This window comes from Massilia sp. UMI-21 (assembly GCA_015277795.1).
In the GTDB taxonomy this organism is placed as follows: domain Bacteria; phylum Pseudomonadota; class Gammaproteobacteria; order Burkholderiales; family Burkholderiaceae_D; genus Telluria.
In genome coordinates, this window is record CP063848.1 from 5098558 (window position 1) to 5122936 (window position 24379).

General features: G+C 66.7%; 16 protein-coding genes and 1 tRNA gene. 3 read left to right on the forward strand and 14 right to left on the reverse strand.

Annotated elements, in window-relative coordinates; translation table 11 throughout:
• The first annotated feature begins 9 nt into the window (after positions 1–9).
• Positions 10–1311: a sugar MFS transporter gene (locus IM543_22440; GenBank protein ID QOY94210.1), complete on the forward strand. Its 1302-nt coding sequence runs from the start codon at positions 10–12 to the stop codon at positions 1309–1311.
• A gap of 141 nt (positions 1312–1452) precedes the next feature.
• Here the strand turns inward: IM543_22440 and trmB are convergent, their stop codons facing one another.
• Positions 1453–2133 (reverse strand): tRNA (guanosine(46)-N7)-methyltransferase TrmB, encoded by a 681-nt coding sequence (gene trmB, locus IM543_22445; GenBank protein QOY94211.1) that lies wholly within the window; start codon positions 2131–2133, stop codon positions 1453–1455.
• 180 nt (positions 2134–2313) lie between these two features.
• Between trmB and IM543_22450 the strand changes: the two genes are divergently transcribed.
• Together IM543_22450 and IM543_22455 are read left to right on the forward strand one after the other, a co-directional pair.
• Entirely contained in the window at positions 2314–3441 is a 1128-nt protein-coding gene (locus IM543_22450) for a succinylglutamate desuccinylase/aspartoacylase family protein (protein ID QOY94212.1), read from the forward strand.
• Between the two features lie 148 nt (positions 3442–3589).
• Positions 3590–4348 carry a PEP-CTERM sorting domain-containing protein gene (locus IM543_22455; GenBank protein ID QOY94213.1) on the forward strand — a complete coding sequence of 253 codons (759 nt, stop codon included), beginning with the start codon at positions 3590–3592 and terminating at the stop codon, positions 4346–4348.
• A gap of 204 nt (positions 4349–4552) precedes the next feature.
• On the opposite strand, the gene IM543_22460 is transcribed toward IM543_22455, so the two are convergent.
• The 13 genes from IM543_22460 to IM543_22520 form a co-directional block, all read right to left on the reverse strand.
• Complete coding sequence (locus IM543_22460) at positions 4553–5245, reverse strand: hypothetical protein (protein QOY94214.1); 693 nt, start codon at positions 5243–5245, stop codon at positions 4553–4555.
• On the reverse strand, positions 5242–6153 hold the full coding sequence (locus tag IM543_22465) for an aldo/keto reductase (GenBank protein ID QOY94215.1): 912 nt from the start codon (positions 6151–6153) through the stop codon (positions 5242–5244). The genes IM543_22460 and IM543_22465 overlap by 4 nt, the downstream gene beginning before the upstream one ends.
• 158 nt (positions 6154–6311) lie before the next feature.
• A tRNA-Gly gene (locus tag IM543_22470) sits at positions 6312–6385 on the reverse strand.
• A 63-nt stretch (positions 6386–6448) separates the two neighbouring features.
• Positions 6449–7468, reverse strand: a complete 1020-nt coding sequence (locus tag IM543_22475; protein ID QOY94216.1) for a TraB/GumN family protein — start codon at positions 7466–7468, stop codon at positions 6449–6451.
• 94 nt (positions 7469–7562) lie between these two features.
• The gene (locus tag IM543_22480) at positions 7563–9602 is read right to left on the reverse strand and encodes a HAMP domain-containing protein (protein QOY96819.1); all 2040 of its coding nucleotides are present in this window, start codon (positions 9600–9602) and stop codon (positions 7563–7565) included.
• Positions 9603–9622: 20 nt separating this feature from the next.
• Positions 9623–10372 carry a choline dehydrogenase gene (locus IM543_22485; protein ID QOY96820.1) on the reverse strand — a complete coding sequence of 250 codons (750 nt, stop codon included), beginning with the start codon at positions 10370–10372 and terminating at the stop codon, positions 9623–9625.
• A gap of 228 nt (positions 10373–10600) precedes the next feature.
• Positions 10601–12109: a UdgX family uracil-DNA binding protein gene (locus IM543_22490; GenBank protein ID QOY94217.1), complete on the reverse strand. Its 1509-nt coding sequence runs from the start codon at positions 12107–12109 to the stop codon at positions 10601–10603.
• Positions 12106–13335, reverse strand: a complete 1230-nt coding sequence (locus IM543_22495; GenBank protein ID QOY94218.1) for a putative DNA modification/repair radical SAM protein — start codon at positions 13333–13335, stop codon at positions 12106–12108. The genes IM543_22490 and IM543_22495 overlap by 4 nt, the downstream gene beginning before the upstream one ends.
• 192 nt (positions 13336–13527) lie before the next feature.
• The gene (gene ltrA, locus IM543_22500) at positions 13528–14895 is read right to left on the reverse strand and encodes a group II intron reverse transcriptase/maturase (protein QOY94219.1); all 1368 of its coding nucleotides are present in this window, start codon (positions 14893–14895) and stop codon (positions 13528–13530) included.
• Between the two features lie 458 nt (positions 14896–15353).
• On the reverse strand, positions 15354–18137 hold the full coding sequence (locus IM543_22505) for an insulinase family protein (protein ID QOY94220.1): 2784 nt from the start codon (positions 18135–18137) through the stop codon (positions 15354–15356).
• A 174-nt stretch (positions 18138–18311) separates the two neighbouring features.
• Positions 18312–19901 (reverse strand): SEL1-like repeat protein, encoded by a 1590-nt coding sequence (locus tag IM543_22510; protein ID QOY94221.1) that lies wholly within the window; start codon positions 19899–19901, stop codon positions 18312–18314.
• 7 nt (positions 19902–19908) lie between these two features.
• A complete protein-coding gene (locus IM543_22515) occupies positions 19909–22122 on the reverse strand; it encodes an EAL domain-containing protein (protein ID QOY94222.1) in 2214 nt (737 codons plus the stop codon).
• A gap of 3 nt (positions 22123–22125) precedes the next feature.
• Positions 22126–24303, reverse strand: a complete 2178-nt coding sequence (locus IM543_22520; protein QOY94223.1) for an HDOD domain-containing protein — start codon at positions 24301–24303, stop codon at positions 22126–22128.
• Positions 24304–24379: the final 76 nt, after the last annotated feature.

Below are 24379 nucleotides of genomic sequence, written 5' to 3' on the forward strand. Positions count from 1 at the left end.
ATAGACACGATGGCCATCCCCACTCCCACCAGCACCACCGCCGCCCCATCCCAGGACGGGGCCGACGCCCAGGTTCCAGACAACGCCGCCAGCCTGCAGACCTTCGTGTTCGCGCTGTTCTTCGTCTTCGGCGGCATCACCAGCCTGAACGACGTCATCATCCCCAAGCTGAAGGACCTGTTCACGCTCAGCTACGCGCAGGCGATGCTGGTGCAGTCGGCCTTCTTCGCCGCCTACTTCTTCGTCTCGATCCCGGCCGCCAGCATCGTGCAGCGCATCGGCTACATGCGCTCGGCCGTGGTCGGCCTGATGACGATGGCGCTGGGCTGCCTGCTGTTCATCCCGGCCTCGTATTCGGGGGTGTTTGCCACCTTCCTGCTGGCGCTGTTCGTGCTGGCGGCCGGCATCACCATCGTGCAGGTGGTGGCCAATCCCCTGATCTCGATGCTGGGCAAGCCGCAGACGGCCTCCAGCCGCCTGACCTTCGCCCAGGCCTTCAACTCGCTCGGCACCACGGTCTTCCCTTACGTGGGCGCGATCCTGATCCTGGGTTCGCTGGCGACGGTCGACCCGTCCACCTTGAGCGGCGCGGCGCTGGATGCCTTCCGCCAGGAAGAGACCCGGGTCGTGGTGAACACCTACATCGGCCTGGCGATCGCGCTGGCGCTGCTGGGCGGCGCCGTGTGGATGAACCGCCACAAGCTGGTCGAGACGCCGGCCCCGTCGGAAAACATCCTGCATGCCTTCGATCTGCTCAGGCAGCCGCGCTTCGCGCTCGGCGCGCTGTGCATCTTCCTGTACGTGGGCGCCGAAGTGGCAATCGGTTCGCTGATCGTGAACTACCTGATGGAGTCCAGCGTGCTCGGCCTGGGCGCCGAGGAAGCCGGCAAGCACGTGCCGCTGTACTGGGGCGGCGCCATGGTCGGCCGCTTCATCGGCGCGGCGCTGCTGCGCATGTTCTCGCCGGGTAAAGTGCTGGCCTGCGCCGCCGCGGTGACGATCGGCCTGCTGCTGGTGTCCGCCAACACCACGGGCGCGGTATCGGGCTGGTCGCTGCTGGCCATCGGCCTGTTCAACTCGATCATGTTCCCGACCATCTTCACGCTGGCCTGCGCCGGCCTGGGTACGCGCACGGCCGAAGGTTCGGGCGTGATCTGCGTGGCGATCGTGGGCGGCGCCATCGTGCCTCTGCTGACCGGCTTCGCGGCGGATGCGGTGGGACTGAAGATGGCGCTGGCCGTGCCGGCCGTGTGCTATGCCGTCATCGTGTATTTCGGGCTGTATGCGCGGCGCACGCACGCTACCGGCTGACGGCGTTCCTTGTTCGTAGGGTGGGCGGGTCTCCCGCCCGCGCGTTCAACCGGCACAAGAATATCCGCGCGGGCTGCATTACCGTAGTTTGAACGCGCGGACGGCGAAGCCGTCCACCCTACCAAGCTCGGCCAACGCCGCTTATTTTTTGCTGAACACCAGGTCCCACACCCCGTGCCCGAGCTTCAGGCCACGGTTCTCGAACTTGGTCAGCGGACGATATTCCGGCTGCGGCGCGTAGCCGTCGGCGGTGTTCTGCAGCAGCGGCTCCTTGCCCAGCACGTCGAGCATCTGCACGGCGTAGTCTTCCCAGTCGGTGGCCAGGTGAATGTAGCCGCCCGGCGCCAGCTTGTCGCACAGGACCTTCACGAACGCCGGCTGGATCAGGCGGCGCTTGTTGTGGCGCGCCTTGTGCCACGGGTCCGGGAAGAACACGTGCACGCCGGCCAGTGCGCCGTCGGGAATCATGTGGTTCAGCACCTCGACCACGTCGTGCTGGATCAGGCGCAGGTTCCCGATGCCCTGCTCGCCGATCTGCTTGAGCAGGCTGCCCACGCCCGGCGTGTGCACCTCGACGCCGATGAAGTTCTTCTCGGGCATCAGGCGCGCGATGTGCGCGGTGGTGTCGCCCATGCCAAAGCCGATTTCCAGGATGGTCGGGGCCTGGCGGCCGAAGGCGGCTTCCAGGTCCAGTGGCGCCTTCTTGTAGTCGATCAGGTACTGCGGACCGAGCTCCTCGAACGCGCGCGCCTGCGCGGTCGACAGGCGGCCGGCGCGCGTGACGAAGCTGCGGATGCGGTGTTCGGTCGGATCGTAAAGCATCGACCGCGCCGGGCCGTTGGATGGCGTATCAGAAGACATGGGGAGCGTAAATGAGGGAAAAAAAGGCTGTCATTATAGCCCAGCCGGCCGCGCCGGGCAGTCCCCGGCCGGCGTGCGAGGCCTGGCTGCGGAATCGCGCATAATCGTGCTTTGCACTTGCCGAGCACAGGAAGCCTTCTCATGCATTCGATCAAACACCCGATCGCCGTCGACGAAAACGTCGCCACCGCCCACCTGACCTCCTTTCATTACGGCAGCCCCAGTAGTGGCAAGGGCGGCGGCAAGAAGGTTTACATCCAGGCCGCCATCCATGCCGACGAGGTGCCGGCCATGCTGGTGGCGCACGTGCTGCGCCAGGAATTGGAGCGCCTGGATGCCGAAGGCCGGATCAAGGGCGAGATCATCCTGGTGCCGGCGGCCAATCCCCTGGGCCTGTCGCAGGTCTTGCATGGCGCGCCTTTCGGCCGCTACGACCTCAGGACGGGCACCAACTTCAACCGCGCCTACCGGCACGTGGCCGATGCGCTGAAGAAGTCGCTCGAAGGCCGGCTCGGCAACGACGCCGACGCCAACGTCGCCCTGGTCCGGGACGAGGCGCGCAAGCAGATTGCGGGCTGGGAGCCGAAGGACGACACCGAGACGCTCAAGAAGACCCTGCTGTCGATGGCGATCGATGCCGACATCGTGCTCGACCTGCACTGCGATAACGAAGCGCTGCTGCACATGTACACCGGCACCCCGCTGGTGGACACCGTGGCCCCCCTGGCCGCGCTCATGGAGGCGCGGGTGCTGCTGGTGGCCAAGGTCTCGGGCGGCGAAGCCTTCGACGAAGCCTGCGGACGCCTCTGGTGGGACCTGGCGGACCATTTCGAAGACGCGGCGATTCCGCCGGCCTGCGCCGCGGTCACGGTGGAACTGCGCGGCGAGAACGACGTGCGCTACGACTACGCACGCCAGGACGCCCGCGCCCTGCTGCAGTACCTGGGCCATGCGGGCGTGCTCGACATCCCGCTCGATCCGCTGCCGGAAACGGCTTGCCGCGCAACGCCGCTGAATGCCGTCGAACCGCTTGCCGCGCCACATGCCGGCGTGCTGGTGTTCCACAAGCGGCTGGGAGACATGGTGGACGCGGGCGAGCCGGTGGCGGACATCGTCAATCCGGTGAGCGGACAGGTCAGCACCTTATGCGCGGAACACGCCGGCTTGCTGTTTGCAAGCACGGCGCACCGGCACCTGCTGCGCGGCATGCATGTCTGCAAGATCGCGGGGACGGAATCGTTCCGCAGCGGCGACCTGCTGCCTGCGTGAGCGGCGCCGCGCCGGCCGGCAATCCGGATTGTGTTGATTATTTACAACTAGACTAAGGCTTCTAAGAAAATTTGTTGCGTTTTTTGCCACGCAATTATACGATGGCAATAATTATTATCTCAACGCAACTTTATTCCAAGGAGCCACCATGTTCTCGAAGTTTTCCGCAATCGCCTGTGGCGCGTTTCTGTTGGTCGCCTCGGGCAGCGCAAGCGCTGGCGTGGTCTGGCAAGCTTCCAGTTGCAGCTCGCCCGCCAATACCAAGCTGGCGCGGGAATGCACTTCTTCGGGAGCGGGCCTGGCGCATTCCGTCAGCCTGACGGGCTGGTCGGCGACCGCAACCGGAAAGTTCGGCAGCGCCAACCTGGTCCGTTATGCGGAAGGCTTCGGTATCCTGCGCAGCGGCGAAACCAGCAGCCCGCAGCATGCCATCGACAACAATGGCGCGACGGATGCGATCCTGATGCAGTTCGGTACCGACGTCGCCCTCAACCAGTTGGCCACCGGCTGGGTCTACAACGATGCCGATGTCAGCATCCTGCGTTATACCGGGGAACTGGCTCCCGTGCTTGGCGCCTCCAAGATCAACAACCTGCTCGGCGTTGCGGGCTGGGAGCTGGTCGGCAACTACAGCAGCCTGCGTACGAACGCGCCGCTGAACTTCAATGCCGAAGGCAAGACTGCCTCCTGGTGGCTCGTCAGTGCCTATAACTCCGCCTATGCCGGCACCCCGGCCACCTGGAACCTCGGCAATGGTAACGATTATTTCAAGCTGAAGAGTTTCCAGGCCGATATCTTCGTGAAAGAGGAAGCCTCGTCCGACGTGCCCGAACCGGCGAGCTGGAGCCTGCTGGGCATCGCCATGCTCGGTCTTGCCGCCAGCCGCCGCAAGGCGCGCGCCCGTTAAAAGATCTCCCAGGCCTGCCGGACTGATGCCCGGCACGGGCTAGCGGATTTCCGTAGGGTGGTCGGCTCGGCCGACCGCGCGTTCAGCTCCGCCATGCGATGCGACTGCGCTTGTGCCTGTTGGACGGGCGGCCGGCAAAGCCGACTACGCGTCCCGGACCACCCTACGCGCCATGACGAGCATGTCGTTGTCACGACGATGTATTCAGTCAGATAGCCCCTGGGCCTGGCCCTGAGCGATCCCGGCGCCTCGCCCGGCCCGGATTGCCATCCCGGCGGCCAGCAGCGCGACCGCGGCCGGGACCCAGGCCTGCGCCGCATGCAGCTCGAACAGCGTCGCGCTGCTGGCGGCGCACCATAGCAGCGGTATCACCCACAGCAGCCACGGCGCACGCCAGAACAGCAGGACGCCCAGCGTGGCCGCAACGGTCGGGTCGGGCGCGATAGCGAAGATCTCGGCTTGCCACCCGCTGCGTCCGTCCAGTGGCGCCAGCACGGGATAAGCGGTCAGCGCCAGGAAAACGATCAGCAGTGCCGCGCCGGCCGCAAAGCCGGCGGTTGGCGGCGGCGCCGGCCGCCGTGCCGCCATCCATCCCAGCAAGCCGGCCTGGATGAAGAAGCCGGCCGCGAAATACGGCGCGCCGGTATGGATGTCGGCGTAGCGCTGCAGGTGATAGCCCCAGCCCACCCACAGCCAGGCCAGTCCCAGCAGCGCGAACGCACACCGTGTCCCTGCCGGCCGCACGCGCAGCATGCAGGCCAGGATGGCGACGCCCGCCGCCAGCGCGGGCAGCTGCAGCGGCCACAGCGCGCGATTCATCAACGCGAACTGGCGATAATACGTGCGCGCCGAGAACATCAGGAAGTCGGATAGCGAATAGCTCCACCACTCGCTCATGCCAGCCTTTCGACGTCCTGGACGATGCGGCGGCGCAGCGCCTCGTCCGGCAGCGGCCCGGTGGCGGCCAGCATGTTCTCGCGCACGTGGGCCACGCTGGTGGTGGCCGGGATCGCACAGCTCACGGCCGGGTGTGCGACGATGAACTTGAGCAGTGCCTGCGCCCAGCTCGTGCAGCCGATCTCCGCGGCCCAGCCGGGCAGGCGCTTGCCCGCCAGCGCCCGGGTCAGCTCGCCCTGCCGGAACGGCCGGTTGACGATCACGCCGATGCGGCGCTCGCGCGCCAGCGGCAGGATGCGCCGCTCGACGTCGCGGTCGAGCGCGTTGTACGACACCTGCACGAAGTCGATCGGCTGGCTTGCCATGATGTTCAGAAGCTCGGCATGACGGCGTCCTTCCGAGGTGGTGATGCCGACGTAGCGCAGCCGCCCTTCGCGTTTCATCTTGAGCAGCATCGGCAGGTGCGCTTCCCAGCCCAACAGGTTATGCACCTGCAGCAGGTCGAAGCGGGGAAGCTGCCACAGGCGGCGCGAGGCCTCTGCCTGCGCCAGGCCCCGCCCGGCCGCACCGGTCCACACCTTATCAGCGGAAAACAGCTGCGGCGGCCTGAGCTTGCCGACCGCTTCGCCGATCACGGACTGCGCCGAGCCGTACATCGGCGAGGAATCGATCAGCCGCCCGCCGCCGGCGAAGAACTGGCGCATCACCGCCAGGCAGTCGGCACGGGCAGCGGGATCGCGACCGACATTGAAGGTGATCCAGCTGCCCAGGCCGACCACCGGCAACTGCTCGCCGGAAGACGGAACGGGACGTGTCAGGATCGTGGGCCGGCCCTGCGCATGCGCGAATGCCGGCAGGGCCAGCAGTGAAGCGAGCAGGCGGCGGCGCGAACGGGAAGCGGGATGCATGCGGGCGGTCCTTGTCGGGTAGACGAGCAGAATGCGAGCATACCGCGTGTGCGCCGGATGTCGCCGTCTTGGGAATGGACTTGAAGCGCCGGTCAGCCGGACCTGCCTGGATGCGGTGCGTGAGAACCGGGCCTGGTCGGCAGCGAGGTCCTGAGGGATGGAGCGGGTGAAGGGAATCGAACCCTCGTCGTAAGCTTGGGAAGCTTCTGCTCTACCATTGAGCTACACCCGCGTTGCCAGCATTCTACGCGGGTTTGTCGCGATTTGACAATTGTTCAATGCCGCGCGACGGCGCCTACTCCGGCTGCTCGACCGTATAGCCCCTGGCCGCCAGCGCGGCCATCAATCCCTTCGGATCGAGCAGGTCTTTCATCGGCAATACCGCGAAGGTCGAGGCGTTCCGGGCCAGCGCGGCCTCCGCATTGGCGAGCCACAGGGCGCGGCGGCGCTCCTCCGCTCCCTGGAAAGCCGGGTGCGCGCGCAGGACCGCGCTGTTGCGGATCACGCTGCTGCAGCTTTCCTGCTCGTCGAAATCGAGCTTGCGAATGGCGTCGATATCGCCCTTGGCCCAGGCATTGGCGCGCACGCGCATCGCATCGATGTCGGTCTCCAGCCGCTTCAGGGTGGACGAGAAGCAGGCCACGTCGTCCAGCTGCGACTTCTTGAAATCCTTGATCAACTGACGCGGGTTATCCACCTTCAGTTCGTTGACGCTGCGGGTCACCTTGAGCTTGCCGTGGTCGACCATGTTCTCGACCTGCTTGCGCACGTCGATGCTGGAGGTCAGGCCTGCCTGCTTCAACGCGGCGCCGAACAGCTCATTGGCCACCAGGAACGGCCGGTCGCGCTCCTTGTTCTTGGGCAGGTATTTTTCCTTGAGCGGCAGCCAGCGCGCGTAGACCTCGGCCGGCAGCACGTCGCGTAGTGTGGCGTCGTCGGGATTCTTGTTGATGCCGATGAGGCTGGGCAGCGCCAGCGCGGCCTGGAAGTAGGACATTTCGAGCTTGGTAATGGGGGGCGCCAGGTATTCCTGCGAACGCTTGACCACGGCTTCGACCTCGTGCGAGCGCCAGTCCATCTTGATGGGAAGCGGCGAGTAAGTCCCGAAAATCCAGAGCACATGGTCATCCTTCGACACCTTCCACATGCCCGGACCGGGCTTCTGGCCGACGACCACGATCTGTTCCGGTGCTGCCGGCGCAGCGTCGTTGGGAGCGGCGGCTGAGGGCGGGTCTGCAGCTTCGCTTGTCTGCGCATGAACGGGCGCTGCGCACAGGCTCAGGCACAGCGCCGGAAGGATTGCGAATTTCAGCATCAGGACATCCTTGTTGTTGATTGTCCGTCAAGCTTAACCCGTCAATACGAAGAGGCGCTTAGCGATGGCTTAAGCATCGCGGCGCCCCGCCGTTTCATGCCGCCTGCATGGCCAGGCGCGCCGGCGCTGCCTTGGCGAGCTGCGCTCGGGCCGCCGGCTGCGCATCGTCGCCGGCCTCGACCTTGAACTCGCCCACCAGCGCCACCAGCGTGGCCGCCTGCTGCTGCAGGCTTTCCGCTGCCGCGGCCGCTTCTTCGACCAGGGCCGCATTCTGCTGGGTCACGCCGTCCATCTGCACGATGGCCCCGTTGACCTGGCCGATACCGCTGCTCTGCTCGCTGCTTGCCGCACTGATCTCGGCGACGATGTCGCTGACGCGGCGCACGCTGGTCACCACCGCGTCCATCGTCTTGCCGGCGTCCTCGACCAGCATGGTGCCCATGCTGACCTTGTCGACCGAGTCGCCGATCAGGCTCTTGATCTCCTTGGCGGCGGCGGCGCTGCGCTGCGCCAGGTTGCGCACCTCGGTGGCCACCACGGCGAAGCCGCGGCCCTGTTCGCCGGCCCGCGCCGCTTCGACGGCGGCGTTCAGCGCCAGGATATTGGTCTGGAAGGCGATGCCGTCGATGACGCCGATGATGTCCACCACCTTCTTCGACGCCTCGCTGATCGCGCCCATGGTATCGACCACCTGGGCCACCACCTCGCCGCCACGGGTGGCGGTCTCGCTCGCCGATGCGGCCAGCTGGCTGGCCTGGCGCGCATTGTCGGCGTTCTGCTTCACGGTGCCGTTCAGCTCTTCCATCGACGCCGCGGTTTCCTCGAGGGCGCTGGCCTGCTGCTCGGTACGCACCGACAGGTCGGTGTTGCCCTGGCGGATCTCGCCGGACGCCACCGCCACCGCATCGGAGCTGCTGCGCACGCGCGCCAGCACGTCCTGGATCTTGGCCACGAAGCCGTTGAAGCCGCGGGCGATCTCGGCCAGCTCGTCGTTGCCGCGTACGGCCAGGCGCGCGCTCAGGTCCGCATTCCCGCTCGACAGATCGGTCATGGCATGGCCCAGCACGCGCAGCGGACGGGTCAGGCGACGCAATACGGTCACCATCACCACGGCGGCGGCGGCGGCGCACAGCACGGCCACCAGCGCCGCGTAAGCCGCCAGCTCGCGTGCCGGCGCGGTCGTCACGCTTTGCGGGAAGGCCAGCGAAATGGCCCACGGCGCCATGTCCTTGCTGACCTGCAGCGGCTGCAGCACGTGGACGATTCCCTGGGCGTCCAGAAACTCATAGGGCTTGCCCTGCCTGACCGCGTCCAGCGCCGCAGCCGGCAGGTCGGATGCCTGCTTGCCGCTGCGGGCATGGTCCTTGTGGCTGGCGTACACGCCGCCGTTCGAGATCAGCGCCAGCGTGCCCTCGTCCATCACCTTCATGTTGTCGAGCATCGTGCCGAGGCCGGTGAGCGGGAAGTCGCCGGATACGGTGCCCATGAACTGGCCGCCGACCATGATCGGCGCCGCCAGCGTGGCGATCGCCACGTCCTTGCCATTGATCCGGTACAGGTAGGGCTCGGTGAAGAGCGCGTGGCCGGTCGCCTTCGGCACGTCGTACCAGTCGTTGCCGCCCGGCGTGGTGACGAACACGATCGGTTCGACGTTGACCTTGCCCTCCGGGCTGCGGGTCCAGTAAGGCATGTAGCGGCCGGTCGCATCGTAGAGCGGGGCCTGGCCGGCGAACTCGGCGTCCTTGCCGTCCAGCGCGTTCGGCTCGTAGGCGGCCACGCTGCCGATGAAGTCTTCCGAACCCACCAGGGTGGCGCGCACCAGGTCGGCGATCTGGGCGCGCGTCAGCGCCTGCCCGCCGGCCTGGGTCGAGGACAGCACTGCGGCCGCGCTTTCCAGCGTCGCCAGGTTCGATGCGATGCGGCCCTTGAGCAGGGCCGAGGCTTCGAGGGTCAGGGTGCGTGCCTGGCGCATCGCGGCTTCCTCGGCGCTTCGGCTGTTCTTGACGGCGATGAAGCTCGAGGTCACGCCCAGGCTCGCCACCACCAGCAGGGTGGCGGTGATGCAGATCTTGGCGCTCAGCGACAGGGAAAAGCGGCGCGAGGCATGCTGCTTCTCGCGCGTCGTCGGGTGCATGTTCATGATCGTCTTTCGTTTCAGAAGCTGCTGGCGACGCTCACGGCGAACGTGCCCTTGGCGGGATTGGACATGGCGATACTGCCGTCGGCGCGCGGCACGCCCGTGGTGTAACGGTCGTAGGCATCGGTGGCGCCCCAGGCGCGGGTGTAGGCCGCAGCCACGCTCCAGCCGCCGTCGACGGCCCTGGTGACGCCCAGCTTGGCGTCGCGCCAGTCCCAGACGGCGTTGCCGCGGCCGGCGACGCGGCCGTCACCGAGGTGCAGGTCGAGGGTGTAGCCGTCGCCCAGCTCGTGGTTGACGCCGATGTCCAGGTAACCGGTGCCGCGCGCGTCCGTGATGCCGAAGAAGTCGCGCGACACGGTGCGGTAATACTTCGCGTAGAAGGACTTGAAGCTCAGGCCCGGCACCAGTTCGGTGTAGTCATAGCTGGTGCCGGTGCTGCCGATGCGGGCGCCCGGATAGCGGTAATGCATGAGCATCAGGCTGTAGCCCAGCGGTCCGACCGTGGCCGCGTAGCCGCCGTACAGGTCCCATTCGACGCGGCCGCCTTCGATGAAGCGGTCGCTGACGGTCGAGGCCCAGGTGCCGGCGGACCAGCCGCTCGGATGCGCATAGTCGAGGCCCGCCTGCAGCGCGGGACGCCCCCAGCTCTGGCGCATGCCGCGCGACACGTACTGCGAGCTCAGCGTGACAGTGGCGGTGATGGGAAGCGCGGCCGAGGGCGACGCGGGTGAGGCGTCCTCGACGTTGGCCTGCGCGCCGCACATGGCCGGCGCCAACAACAAGGCGGGTAATAGTCGGAAAGAAAGGGAAGTCATGTCGGTCTCGTAGATAGGTCGCCGAGGCATGAATGACTCCTCCGGCCGTGCAGCAATTAATGCCGTACGGAAATTCTACGAGACAATTGTGATTATTCACGGAAATGTGAAGACTTCGACAAGAAGCTTTTTACCATTATGCGTCGCCCACGCAACACTTCAGCAAATCCGGTAACTTCACGCCGGATCCGGCGGGCCGGGCCGCTCCAGCAGCGCGTGCGCCAGCCTCAATCCCTCGACCATGACCGAGAACGCTTCGTGCTTGGCCGCTTCGTCCGGCACCCGCAGCACATACGAGGGGTGATAGATCGTCACCACCCAGGCGCCTTCATGGCGAATCGGCTTGCCGAGCGACTCCTTGAGCGTGACCGTGCCCTTGCGCAGCACCGACTTGAGCGCGGTGGCGCCCATGGCCACGATGACCGTCGGCTTGACCTCGGCCAGCTCCTTTTCCAGCCAGTAGTGGCAGGCCTCGATCTCGCGCTGGACCGGCGTCTTGTGCAGGCGGCGCTTGCCGCGCGGCTCCCATTTGAAATGCTTGACGGCGTTGGTGAGGTAGATGGCCTGGCGATCGACCCCGGCCTGGGCGAAGACCTGGTCGAGCAGCTTGCCGGCCGGGCCGACGAAGGGCTTGCCGGCCAGGTCTTCCTGGTCGCCCGGCTGCTCGCCCACGATCATGATCGGCGAGCGCGTCGATCCTTCGCCGCCGACCGCCTGGGTGGCGTACTGCCACAGCTCGCAGCGCCGGCACTCGTCGAGCCGGGAGGGCTGTTCGCGGTCAGGCTGCGCCGCTTCGGCGCTGATCGGAATGGTGGCGCCGCTCTTGCGCCCGAGCGCCTCGACCTGCCCGATCTTGCGCGCGCCGAGTTCGGCCTGGCTCACCAAGGAAGGCACGATCGCCCCTTCGGGCAGGTTCTTCCAGAAGCGCGAAGGAATATGGCTCTGCATCAGCTGGGCGTTGACGCGCGCCGGGTTGAAGATGCTGCGGTAATAAGTGAGCCAGAGCGCCTCGCCGGCATCGACCAGGTCCGCCGCGCTCGACATCAGCGGGCCGGTATGGTGCAGCGCCTGTCCGTCCCACACCACGCTGGCCTCGGGCGTGGCGATCATCCAGCTGACCTTGCCCATGCGGGCGACGAAATGCTCGGCCACCTGGGGCAGCACGTCGTGGCGCGGCTCGAACCAGGCGACGAAGCGTGGATCGCCGGCATCGAGCGGACGCTCGCGGAACCGGATGTAGGCATGCATGTCGTGCTCCTCGCGGCGCACCGCCTTGACCATGCCGTGCAGGCGGCTGCCGTCGGGGTCGGCGGGCGACTGCACCTCGTGTTCGCCACGGCTCCAGCGCCACAGCACGCGGTAGAGAAAAGGCCAGCGGTCCGGGGCGCGGAAGCACGCGGCCTTTTCCAGCATCTCCAGCAGGGACCGCGGCACACGCGTCGGCGACCGCGCAGCATCGGGTCGAGGCGCTTGCGCCGCTTGCAAGGGGCTGGCGCCATGATCTTCCGGCCCAGCCGTGGCGGGCGCACCCGAGAACAGGTCGCCGCCCTCGGTCGTTCCCCAGTGCGCGGCGTCGGGCGGCACCCCGGCCCGCAGCAATGCGCGCGCCGCTTCGCGCCATTCGGCGAAGCTGCTCACCTGCAGCGGCTGGCCGGCGGCGACGGCGGCTGCGGGTGCCGGCTTCATGCCGCCTGCAATTCCGGCCACAGGTTCATCTGCTCGGGCGCATCGGCCAGGTGGCGCCGCAGGATGTGGGAGCCGGCCGCGCCTTGCGCCGGCTTGTAGTCGGCGGTGACGATGAAGGGCGCCAGCTTCTTCATGCTGCAGCGCAGGCGCGACAGGTCTTCCCAGCGGATGCGGCGGATGCGGCGCAGCTCGACGATGCGCCTGGCGTTGCGGATGCCGATGCCCGGCACGCGCGCGATCATGGTCTCGTCGGCGCGGTTCAGGTCGAGCGGGAAGTGCTCGCGGTTACTGAGCGCCCAACCCAGCTTGGGATCGACGTCGAGCGCCAGGTTGCCCGATTGCGGCATCAGCTCGCCCGCAGTAAACCCGTAGCCGCGCAGCAGGAAGTCGGCCTGGTACAGGCGGTGCTCGCGCAGCAGCGGCGGCGGCGCGGCCGGCACGCTCTTGGGGCTTTGCGGGATCGGGCTGAACGCCGAGTAGTACACGCGCTTGAGTTTATAGCTGCCGTACAGGGTTTCGGCGGTGTTGAGGATGGTGTGGTCGTCGCTGGCGTCGGCGCCGACGATCATTTGCGTGCTCTGCCCGGCCGGGGCGAAGCTCGGCGCTTTCGGTTCCTCGGCCTTTTCGTCGAGCTTGCGCCGGATCGAGCCCATCGCCAGCTTGATGGTGTGGACGTTTTTCTCGGGCGCCAGGCGGCTCACGCTGTCGTGGGTCGGCAGCTCGATGTTGACCGACAGACGGTCGGCCCAGCGTCCGGCCTCCTGGATGAGCAGCGGGTCGGCGTCGGGGATGGTCTTGAGGTGGATATAGCCGCGGAACTTGTGCACCTCGCGCAGCCGGCGCGCCACGGCCACCAGTTGCTCCATGGTGTAGTCGGCCGACTGGATGATGCCCGAGCTCAGGAACAGGCCGTCGATGTAGTTGCGAACGTAGAAATCATGGGTGAGCTTGACCACCTCGTCGACCGAGAAGCGGGCGCGCGGCACGTTCGACGTGCGGCGGTTGATGCAGTACTGGCAGTCGTAGATGCAGAAGTTGGTGAGCAGGATCTTGAGCAGCGAGACGCAGCGCCCGTCCGGCGTGTAGCTGTGGCAGATGCCCATGCCGGTGGTGGCGCCGAAGCCGTCCTTGTCCTCGGACGAACGCTTGGGCGCGCCACTGCTGGCGCAGGACGCGTCGTACTTCGCTGCGTCGGCCAGGATTTCGAGCTTGTCGTTGAGTTCCATGGCGATCGATAGGCTGTATGGGCATACAGTATACTATCGCGCGGTATGCACAGGGCCGACCGGGTCAAGCGCGCATGCTTGCCGGCGGTTCAAAGATGGGACAGAATCGGCATAGGGGACGGCCCTGAGGGCCGCTCCCCTGCCACACCACCCGGCATGCGGGTCCGCACCGGGCGGTTCGAGTAGTTGAGGTCAAGACAGGCGAGGTACACCGAGTCGGTCGAAATAGCCGATAGTCATCACTGTTTTGAGTAACCTATCGCTGTTGTGCCACCAGCGGCGGCTGTTCGCCGCTACGTGCCTCGCTGCCGACGGCCAAGCCCCAAGTTTAAGGAGCTCCCGATACATGGTGCTTCCGCGCTTCCAGTGCTTGAGCTGGATAGCCCGCAGCCTGTGCCGCAACCATTCATCGAGTCCGCGCCATACCTTTGGGGTTTGCGCCAACTGGAAGTACCCTTTCCAACCCAGCATATAGGAACGAAGTCCCTGCACCACATCCGGCATGCTACGTCCACCAGATCGGCGGGTTAGCTCCCTGATGCGTTGTTTAAACGCTTGCAACGGCTTTTCCGCCACCTTGCGTTTGACTTCGCCCCCACGCCCCACCCACAGGCTGTAGCCGAGGAACTTGCGGCCAAAGACGCTGGCCACGGCGCTCTTGCCTTCGTTGACCACGAGGTGCAGTCTGGCATAGCAGCGCCGCAGCAGCCTCATCACCCGCTGGCCCGCACGCACGCTACGAACATAGACGTTCGCGTCGTCGGCGTAGCGCGCAAAGCGATGGCCGCGCCGTTCCAGTTCCTTGTCCACTTCATCGAGCATGACGTTGGCAAGCAGCGGACTCAATGGACCGCCTTGCGGCGTTCCTTCGTTCCGTTCCTGTACTACACCATGCTCCATGATGCCGCTGTTCAGATAGGCACGGACCAGCCGGATCACTCCAGCGTCGTCGATGCGTTTCTTCAAGCGGTCGATCAGGATGTCATGGTTGACCCGGTCGAAGAACTTCGACAGGTCCACGTCCACCACGATTCTCAGCCCGGACTGGACGTATGCCTGAGCGGCTAATACCGCATCCTGCGCACGCCTGCCCGGTCGGAAGCCGTAGCTATGCTCGCTGAAAGTGGGATCAAGGATCGGTTGCAGCACCTGTAATAGTGCTTGCTGGATCAGCCGATCCGTCACCGTCGGGATGCCAAGCTCGCGCTCGCCACCGTCGGGCTTCGGAATCGTCACCCGACGTACCGGACTGGGCCGGTACGTCCCTGCCAACAGTTGTTCTCGTATGTGAGGCCACTCGGTTGCCAGCAGACGCGAGGTCTGGTCAATGTCCAGTCCATCCACGCCAGCCGCTCCCTTGTTGGCACGCACACGCTTGAACGCCCGCCGCAGGTTCTCTGTCGTCAGCGCCGCTTGCAGCAACGCTGACCCCGTGCCTCCGGTTGCATGCCGCGGGCAGAACGCTTCGTCGCTGAAAGCATCGAGCATGGCTTCACCTTGCCCTACGGCTTCCCGCCCCGCGTTTGCGGGCATCTGACGCTGTGCCTTCTGCATCGACATATCGGATTCACTCCTACTCGTTCGGTCCTTCGTCGGCGGAGTCGAGCCTTCCCAGCGCTACCTCCAACTACTATGACCTCTGCTGAGACCCCGCTCCGATTTTTTTTTCGTCGCCCTTTCAGGCACAAGGCGGGGCGTCCCCAGGTAAGGGCCGCACTCCTTCATCACACAACCGCCGCATCTACGCCACCTCTCCTTGACCACAAGAGCTTTGCGGTTCATGGCCCGCTCGCCCTGATCGGCAACGCCTTCTATGCGATTCGTGTTCCTCGGCTCATGATTTACGATCCACGCTTCCTTCCCACACTCGGTTACCCTCATGCAGTTGCGCTTCACTTCGCTCACTGTGGTCAGCCCGCGGCAGGACTTTCACCCGCAGGAGTGCGCCCATGCTGGGCGCACCATGGAAAAAGCCAGGTCACAGACCGGGCTTTCCATGACAACAAGTCAAGCGTGGATCAGCGCAGTGGCTTGCCGTCCGCGTCCACCACGCTCACCTCGCCCCAGCCCAGCGCGCGCACGCCCGCCTCGATCCTGCGCAGGTCGCCGATCACCATCCACACCACCTCGTCCGGCTTGATGAACTTGCCCGATGCCGCGCCCAGCTGCTCGGGCGTGAGCGCACGCACGCCCGAGGCGTACTTGCTCCAGTAGTCGTCCGCCAGGCCCAGGTTGACGGTCTCCAGCCCCGCCGATTCGAGCGCCGCCAGCGTGGCGTAGCGGCCCGGCAGGCGCGCCGTCATGCTGCGCATGATGCTCTCGTACTCCTTGCCGACCAGCGGACGCTCGCCGGCCACGCCGCGCAGTTCCTTCTGGACTTCGCGCATCGCCTCGATCGTCTTGTCGGTCTGCACCGGCGCAATGACGATGAACGGACGCTGGCCGCGCACGTCCGACAGGCGCGCGCTGGTGCCGTAGCTCCAGTGCTTTTCCAGGCGCAGGTTGCGGTTCAGGCGCGAGGTCGCCATGCCGCCGAAGTTGGTCATCACCGGCTCGATCGCCAGGTCTTCCGGCTGCCCGTAGGCCTGCGACACGTGGGTCGCGACGATGGTCGATTGCGGCGCGTCCGGCTTGTCCACCAGGATCAGGCGCTTGCCCTGGGTCGGCGGCACGACCGCCATCTTCTTGGCGGGCGCCGTGCCCTGCTGCCACTTGCCGAAGCTCGCTTCGAGCGCCGGCAGCAGCTGGTCCATGGTGGTGTCGCCGGCGACGACGATGGTGGCGCTGCCCGGCTTGAACCAGGTGCTGTGCCATGCCACCAGGTCGTCGCGGGTGAGGCTTTGCACGCTGCTTTCGAAGCCGGACGCCGGCTTGCCGTAAGCATGCTCGCTACCGTACAGCACCGACGGCACCAGGCGCAGGGCCAGGCTGTTCGGCTGGGCCTTTTCCTGGCCGATGCCGGCGATGCGGCGGCTCTTCGACAGCGCGAACTGGTCTTGCGGGAAGCTCGGCGCCAGCGCGGCGTCGGCCATCAGGGCCAGCGAGGGCTTCAGGTTGGCGCTGGTCGCCTGCAGGCGCACCAGCGACTGGTCCTGGCTGGTGCCGGTGCTCAGGCGCGCGCCCAGGTTCTCCAGTGCGTCCGACAGCGCGAAGGCGTCGCGGGCATTGGCGCCCTTGGTGCCCTTGTCCAGCAGGTCGAGCGCCAGCGAGGCGGCGCCGGCCTTGGCCACCGTATCGGAGGCCACCCCGGCGTCGACCGCCAGCGACACGTTGACGATCGGGGCCGAGTGGCGTTCCAGCAGCACGACCTTCAGGCCGTTCTTCAGCTGGGCGCGCTGCAGCGCCGGGAAGCTGACGTCGGGCGCGTCGCCCAGGCCGGGGAGCTGCTTGCGGTCGAGCGTGGACTTGGTCGCCGCCAGCTTGGCCGAGGGGCGCACCGTCATCGTGTAGTGATTGGCGCGCAGCCAGCGGTTGGCGGCGGCCTTGACCTCGCCCGGGGTGCTGGTGGCGAAGGTCTCGAGGCGGTCGAGGTAGGCGTCCGGCTTGCCGCCGTAGGTCATGCTCTCGGCCAGCACGTCGGAACGGCCGCCGAAGCCGCCCAGGCGCTCCAGGCTGCGTGCGAAGTCGGCCAGCTCGCGGGTCTTGACGCGCTTGAGTTCAGCGTCGCTCGGGCCCTTGTCCAGCAGCTCGGCTACCACGCGCTCCATTTCGCGCTCGACTACCAACGGGTCGACGCCCGGCTTGACCGTCACCACCAGGTTGAAGGTACCGCCCAGTTCGGCATCGTTGACGTAGGCGCCGACATTGGTGGCCAGGCCTTTTTCGTACACCAGGCGCTTGTCCAGGCGCGCGCTCTTGGAGCCGGCCAGCACGTTGGCGAGCAGGGTCAGGCGCTGGGTGTCGGCGTCGCGCCAAGCAGAGGTGTGCCAGCTGCGGTAGATGCGCACCTGCGGCACGTGGTCTTCCATCTCGTCGCGGATGTTGCGGTCCAGCTGCGGGATCCATTTCTCGGTACGCGGCAGCGGCGGGCCGGGCGGGATCGCGCCGAAGTACTTGCTCACCAGTTCATGGGCGCGTTCCGGCGTGATGTCGCCGGCCAGCGAGATCACCGCGTTGTTCGGGCCGTAATAGGTGCGGTACCACTCCTTGATGTCGTCCAGCGAGGCCGCCTGCAGGTCTTCCATCGATCCGATGGTCGACCATGAATACGGGTGCGAGTATGGGTACATCTTGCTCGATACTTCCATCCGCACGCGCCCGTAGGGCTGGTTCTCGCCCTGGCGCTTCTCGTTCTGCACCACGCCGCGCTCGCGCTCCAGCATCTCCTTGGAGATGTAGTTGCCCAGGAAGCCCATGCGGTCCGATTCCAGGAACAGGGTGCGCTCCAGCGCCGACACCGGCACGTCTTCGAAGAAGTTGGTGCGGTCGGTATTGGTGGTGCCGTTGCGGTTGTTCGCGCCGAGGTCGTCCATCGCCTCGCGGAAGCCGTGCGGGTAGTTCTCGGAACCGTTGAAGAAGAAGTGCTCGAACAGGTGCGCGAAGCCGGTCTTGCCGCGCTTCTCGTTGCGCGAACCGACGTGGTACCACATGTTCACGCCCACCACCGGCACGCTGTGGTCGGTGTGGACCAGCAGGGTCAGGCCATTGGGCAGCACGAATTTCTTGTGGTCGATGCTGTAGGGCTTGCGGTCGAAGACCGTCGCCTGCCTGGCGCTGGCGGTGCTGGCCGGCGTGGCGGCGTGGGAAGGCAGGGCGGCTACGGTTGCGAGACCGAGCAGCAGGGGCAGTGCGAGTTTTTTCATGGGCGTCTCGTGGACTGGTTGTTGTATGTATGCGTCCCGTCCGAGCAAGCGTTGGATGAACGCGCGGTCGGCACAGCCGACCACCCTACAGGAATCGCCGAGCGCGCGCCAGAAGGAATGAATGCATATGTTGGGTCTTGGGCACGGCAGGGTGACCCGGAGACTCAAGCGGAGTCAGGCGGAGCCTTGCGCTTGTGCCAGCAGCTGCGGCTCCATGCGCGCCGCGATTTTCTTGAGATAGCCCGCTGCCGCCGCCACGCCCGCGCCGCCGGCACGCTGCAGCCAGGCATAGGCCTCGACGGGGTCGCGTTGCACGCCCTGCCCCGCCGAGTACATCACGCCCAGGTTGAACTGCGCCCGCGCATGACCCTGGCGCGCCGCGCACAGGTACCAGAAATGCGCCGCTTCGTAATCGCGCTCGGCACCCTTGCCGCAGTCGTGGCGCAGGCCCAGCTCGAACTGCGCCAGCGCATGGCCCTGGTCGGCGGCCTTGTGGAACCAGCCGGTGGCTTCGAGCGGGTCGGCATGCTCGGCGCGGTCCAGCAGCGCGCCCACCATGTACTGGGCCGGCGCGTAATCCTGGTGCGCCGCGCGCCGGTACCATTCCAGCGCCTGCGCTTCGTCGCGCCCCACGCCGACGCCGCCTTCATAGCGCAGGCCGAGGTCGAACTGCGCCCGCAAATGGCCCTGCCCGGCGGCCTTGCGGTACCAGTCCACCGCCTGGGCCGCATCCTGGGGCACGCCATTGCCGGCGTCGTACAGCTGACCGAGGTGATACTGCGCCGCAGGCATGCCCTGCTCGGCCGCCTGGCGGTACCAGTGCGCGGCCTGCGCAAAGTCCTGCTGCACGCCCTGCCCATGCTCGTAGCGCACGCCCAGGTTGTCCTGGGCGCCGGCATGGCCCTGGCTTGCCGCGCGGCGGTACCAGTGCAGCGCCAGCGATTCGTCGCGCGGCACGCCGGCGCCGCTGTCGTAGATGAGGGCGAGGTTGAATTGCGAACTGGCGTGGCCCTGTTCGGCGGCGCGGCCGTACCACAGGATCGCGCCGGCGCTGTCCTGCTCGATGTCCTGTCCCTTGTCGTAGCGCAGGCCGAGGTTGAACTGGGCCGGCGCATAGCCTTGGCTCGCGGCCTTGCGGAACCAGTCGAGCGCCTGCGCGCCGCTCGAGCGCAGCGCGAGGCTGAACTGCGCGCGCGCATGGCCCTGGATTGCGGCGCGGCGGTACCACTCGGCCGCGGCCTCCTGGTCCTGCGGCACGCCCTTGCCGGTTTCGTACATCATGCCGAGGTTGTGTTGCGCGCCCGGCTCGCCCTGGTCGGCGGCCTGGCTGAACCAGTGCAGCGCCTGCTGCACGTCGTGCGGCACGCCCTGCCCTTTCGCGTACAGCCAGCCCAGGTTGTACTGCGCCGGCGCATAGCCCTGTTCGGCGGCGCGCCGGTACCAGTAGGCGGCCTGGCCGTAGTCCTGGGCCACGCCCTGGCCCTTCTGGTACATCACGCCGAGGTTGTACTGTGCCAGCTCCAGGTCGGCGCTGGCCGCCATGCGGTACCAGGCCACCGCGAGTTCATGGTTCTGGGGGACGCCCTGGCCGCTGGCGTACATGAAGCCCAGGCTGTGCTGCGCGCTCGGCACGCCGCGCTCGGCCATGCCTTTGACGCGCAGGAATTCAGCTGTGTAATGCGTGGCTGTGTGATGCGCGGCCGTGTGATGCGCGGCCGGGTCGCGGGCTTCGGGCTCGCCAGGCTGGGCCGGAATGTCGATCATGACGGCATCAGGCCTGAATCGCGCGCAGGCCGAACAGCGTCGGCTGGGTACGCAGCGACTTCATGAATTCGCCCAGCGGGATCGGGCGGTAGTACAGGTAGCCCTGCATCGTCATGCAGCCGTTGGCGCGCAGGTAGCGCGCCTGCTCCTCGGTCTCGACGCCTTCCGCGATCAGGTTCAGCCCCAGGCCGCGCGCGATCGAGATGATCGCCAGGATCACCGGGTAGTGGCCGCCCTCTTCGTGAATTTCCTTGACGAAGGACTGGTCGATCTTCACGGTGTGGATCGGGAAGCGGTGCAGGTAGGACAGCGACGAGTAACCGGTGCCGAAGTCGTCGATCGCCACCGACACGCCGAGCTGGCACAATTTGTTGAGCTGCTCGATCGCGTACTGCGGATTGCGGATGCAGATGTTCTCGGTGATCTCGACCTCGATCTGGGCCGGTTGAATACCGTAGCGCACCAGCGCGTTGCGCATCTTTTCGAAGAAGTCGCCGCGGTCCAGGTATTGCGGCGACAGGTTCAGGGACAGGCGCACGTGGTCGGTACCGGTCGCATTCCACTGCAGCATGTCGCGGCACAGCGCGCCGATCATCCAGTCCGAGATCGGCAGCATCAGGCCGTTCTCTTCGGCGAAGGGGAGGAACTCGCCGGCCGACAGCACGCCGCGGGTCGGGTGGTTCCAGCGCATCAGCGCTTCGGCGCCGACGATGCGCCCCGTGAGCGCGTCGATCTGCGGCTGGTAGTACATCTCCAGTTCGCCCTGCTCGAGGGCGCGGCGCAGCGCCTGCTCGAGCGCGATCTTCTGGTGCGAGATGTCCAGCATCGAGGTGTGGTAGAAGCTGTGGCCGTTCTTGCCCTGGGCCTTGACCTGGTACATGGCGATGTCGGCGTGGCGCAGCAGCTCGTCGATCGACTCGCCGTCGGTCGGGTAGATGGCGATGCCGATCGAGGCCGAGATATGCACTTCGTGGCCGTCCAGGTCGAACGGCTCCTGCAGCGTCTCGAGGAACTTGTCGGCCACCATGCGCGCATCGTCGCGGTCGCGCAGCTCGGGCAGCACGATGGTGAATTCGTCGCCGCCCTGGCGCGCCAGCGTGTCGCCCTTGCGCAGACACTCCTTCAGGCGGGTGGCGGCCTGCTGCAGCAGCTCGTCGCCCTTGACGTGGCCGAGGGTATCGTTGACCAGCTTGAAGCGGTCCAGGTCGATGAACATCACCGCCAGCTCGGTTTTCTTGCGCTTGGCCTGGATCACGGCCAGGCCGAGGCGGTCCTTGAACAGAATGCGGTTCGGCAGGTCGGTCAGGATGTCGTGGTAGGCCTGGTAGGAGATGACTTCTTCGGCGCGCTTGCGGTCGGTGATGTCGCGCGCCACCCCGTAGGTGCCGAAGAACTCCAGCTTCTTCACTTCCTGGTCGGGCACATGCATGCCGATCGCGTTCAGCGAGATCGTCATCAAGGTCGTGTTGAAGGTGCGGTCGTGGCCGCTGCCGCCGTTCCTGCATTTCAGGCGCAGCTCGACGTTGCGCGAGGCGCGTTCGTCGACGCGGCGCTCGTTGAACACGTAGCGCGCGCGTTCCAGGTCTTCTTCGTGCACCAGCACCGAATAGTGCTTGCCGAGCAGTTCGTCGCGCGCGTAGCCGAGCAGCTGGTAGGCGCGGTCGTTCACGAACGTGAAGCGGCCCTCGTGGTTCAGGGTGTAGATGATGTCCGGCGAAGAGTCCACCAGGTAGCGGTACATCTTCTCCGAGTTTTCCAGCTGGGTGGCCATGCGCTGGTTCTCGAGCGCCAGGCGGCGGCCCTTCAGCGCATTGGCGACGGTGGCCAGCAGTTCTTCGCGGGCGTAGGGCTTGCGCAGGTAATCGTAGGCGCCGCGCTTGAGGGCGCCGATCGCCGCATCGATGCCCACTTCGCCGCTCATCACGATCACGTCGGCGTTGATGCCCTTCTCGTTGATGAAGTCCATGATCTGGTGGCCGCCGATGTCGGGCAGGCGCAGGTCGAGCAGGACCAGGTCGAAGCGCAGGCGCGACAGGTGAGCCAGGGCTTCGCTGCCCGAGGATGCGGTGGTCAAGGAGTAGCCGCGGTCGCGCAGCAGTTCGTACAGCGACGAAAGCAGGCGCGGCTCGTCGTCCACCAGCAACAGGCGCGGCTGGCTGTCGGTTTCCAGCGTCGGGCTGTATGCGGCCGGCTCGAACATGGCGTTGTGCGCGTTGATCATGATTTATGCGGAGCCCAGCGCGCGGGCCGGCAGCGCCATGGGATTACCTAGAGCCGTGCCGGAACCGGTGCCGGACCACGCCGGCAGGAGAATTTCGAATGCAGTGCCGTTGCGGCCGCTGCGGCAGGCGATGTGACCGCCCAGCTTCTTGACCAGGCTGTGCACGATCGACAGGCCCAGGCCGTGGTGGGCGCCGTCCTTGGTGCTCTTCACCGGCGAGAACAGATGCGCCAGCACCTCGCGCGACAGGCCCGGGCCGTTGTCGCCCACGACCAGCTCCAGGTACAACTGGCGCTCGCGGTTCACATGGCCGCGGTTGACGATCTCGACCCGTCCGCCGGTATTGCCGAGCGCCTCGATGGCGTTCTTCACCAGGTTCACCAGGATCTGCTTGAGCACGTCGGCGTCGCCCTCGATGCGGCTCGCCTCGTCGTGCATGATCACCTGGATGTCCACCGTGCTCGGGACGAAGCCGGTGCTGCGGAACAGGCGCTGCACCTCGTCCACCACCTTGGCCACGTCGGTCGGGCGCGGACCGGTGTCGACCGGCTTGAGCTCGGCCAGGCTGCTCACCAGCTGGCCGACGCGGTCGATCTCTTCGTTCAGGATCGACATCTCGCCGCTCACCGGTTCCTGGCGCGCCAGCTTGCTGTCGAGGACACTCAGGTAGTTCTTGATGATCGACAGCGGGTTGTTCACCTCGTGCACCACGCGGCGCGAGGCCTCGCGGTATTCCTCGGCCACATGGGCCAGCTGGCGGCGGGTATGGCCGCGTTCGGACAGCATGTTCTCCAGCGCAGTGGCGGCCTGCGCGCCGAAGGACTGCATGAAGCGCTCGCGCCGCTGGCAGTACGGAACCTGCCAGGCCGCGATGCCGCCGATCAGGACGCCCAGGCAGCGCGCACCGGCCACCAGCGGCACGCACACCATGCTGTCGGTGCCGAGCAGGCGCAGCAGCTGTTCCTCGGCCAGGCCGAGCGCGTTGCTATCGTGAGGCTCGCGCCCGATGAAGGCCGGACGGCGCTCCAGGGCGCTCTTGGCGATCGCGCCGCCCCGGGCCAGCGGCACGGCGAATTCGGCGATGCGCTGGCTGCCCTGGGTGGGCGCGCCCACCAGGGCGTGGCCGGTGGGATTCTCCAGCAGGACCACGGCATTGCCGAAGTCGAACAGGATGCGCGCCGAGCGCGTCATCGCTTCCAGCAGGCCGCTTTCGCCCTGCTGGCGCGCGAAGCTCTGCCCCACTTCCGAGACCAGCACCATGTTGCGCACTTCCTCGGACAGGCGCTGCTGCACCGGGTCCAGGCTTGGGGGCGCATAGGCCGGCGGCGCCGGGATGTCGTCGGCCCCTTGCAGGTCGATGCCCAGGTGGGCGGCCGCCTTGTCGACCTGGCGCGCGGCGCCGGCCAGCATCTGGCTCGCCTGCTCGCCATCGATGCCGCACAGCGCGGCGGCGTCGAGCACGAGGCGCTCGTCGTCCGCATGGCTGGACAGCACGTGGGCCAGGCGCACGATGCGGATCAAGGGGTGGGCCGACTCCAGGCGCTCGCTCGGCTCGTGGTGGTACAGCACCGCGTCGGCCAGGAAGGAATCGAGCTGCCAGCGCTCGATCAGCCAGGCGCCGGCTTCGGCGTGGGTGATCTGCAAGGTGCGCTGCTCGACCGCGCACAGGTCCTCGTCGTCGCGCGCGCTGAAGTTGTAGGCGTATTCCTTGGGTGCGGTGGCCAGCAGGGCCAGGCGGCCGACATTGTGCAGCAGTCCGGCCAGGTAGGCCTCTTCCAGGTGCGGGTACTCGACCGCGCGCGCGATATCGCGCGCGATCACGGCCGTGCCCAGCGAATTCTTCCAGAAGGCGCGCAGGTCGGTGCTGCCCGAATGCGGGAAGTTGTTAAAGGTCTGGAACACCGAATCGCTGATCACCAGCGTCTTGATCATGTCGGTGCCGAGGGCGACCAGCGACTGCTCGAGATTGACGTTGCGATGGTGGCGCTGGTACGCGGAGCTGTTCGCGACCGCCAGCAGCTTGCCGGTCATGCCGGCATCCTTCGAGATCAGGGCGGCCAGTTCCGGCATGCCGAGGTCGTCGGCCTGCAAGTGTTCGATGAGACGCACGAGGATCTGCGGCATGGCCGGCAGACGGGCAATCAGCAGGCGATTGCGAATATCCTGATCCGAAGCTTGCATGGTCTCAAACGTAGCCGCTTGTCGTGGGTTGTCCGAAGCAGCCCAGGACGGGATGCCATGAAGTTTTGCGTATCAA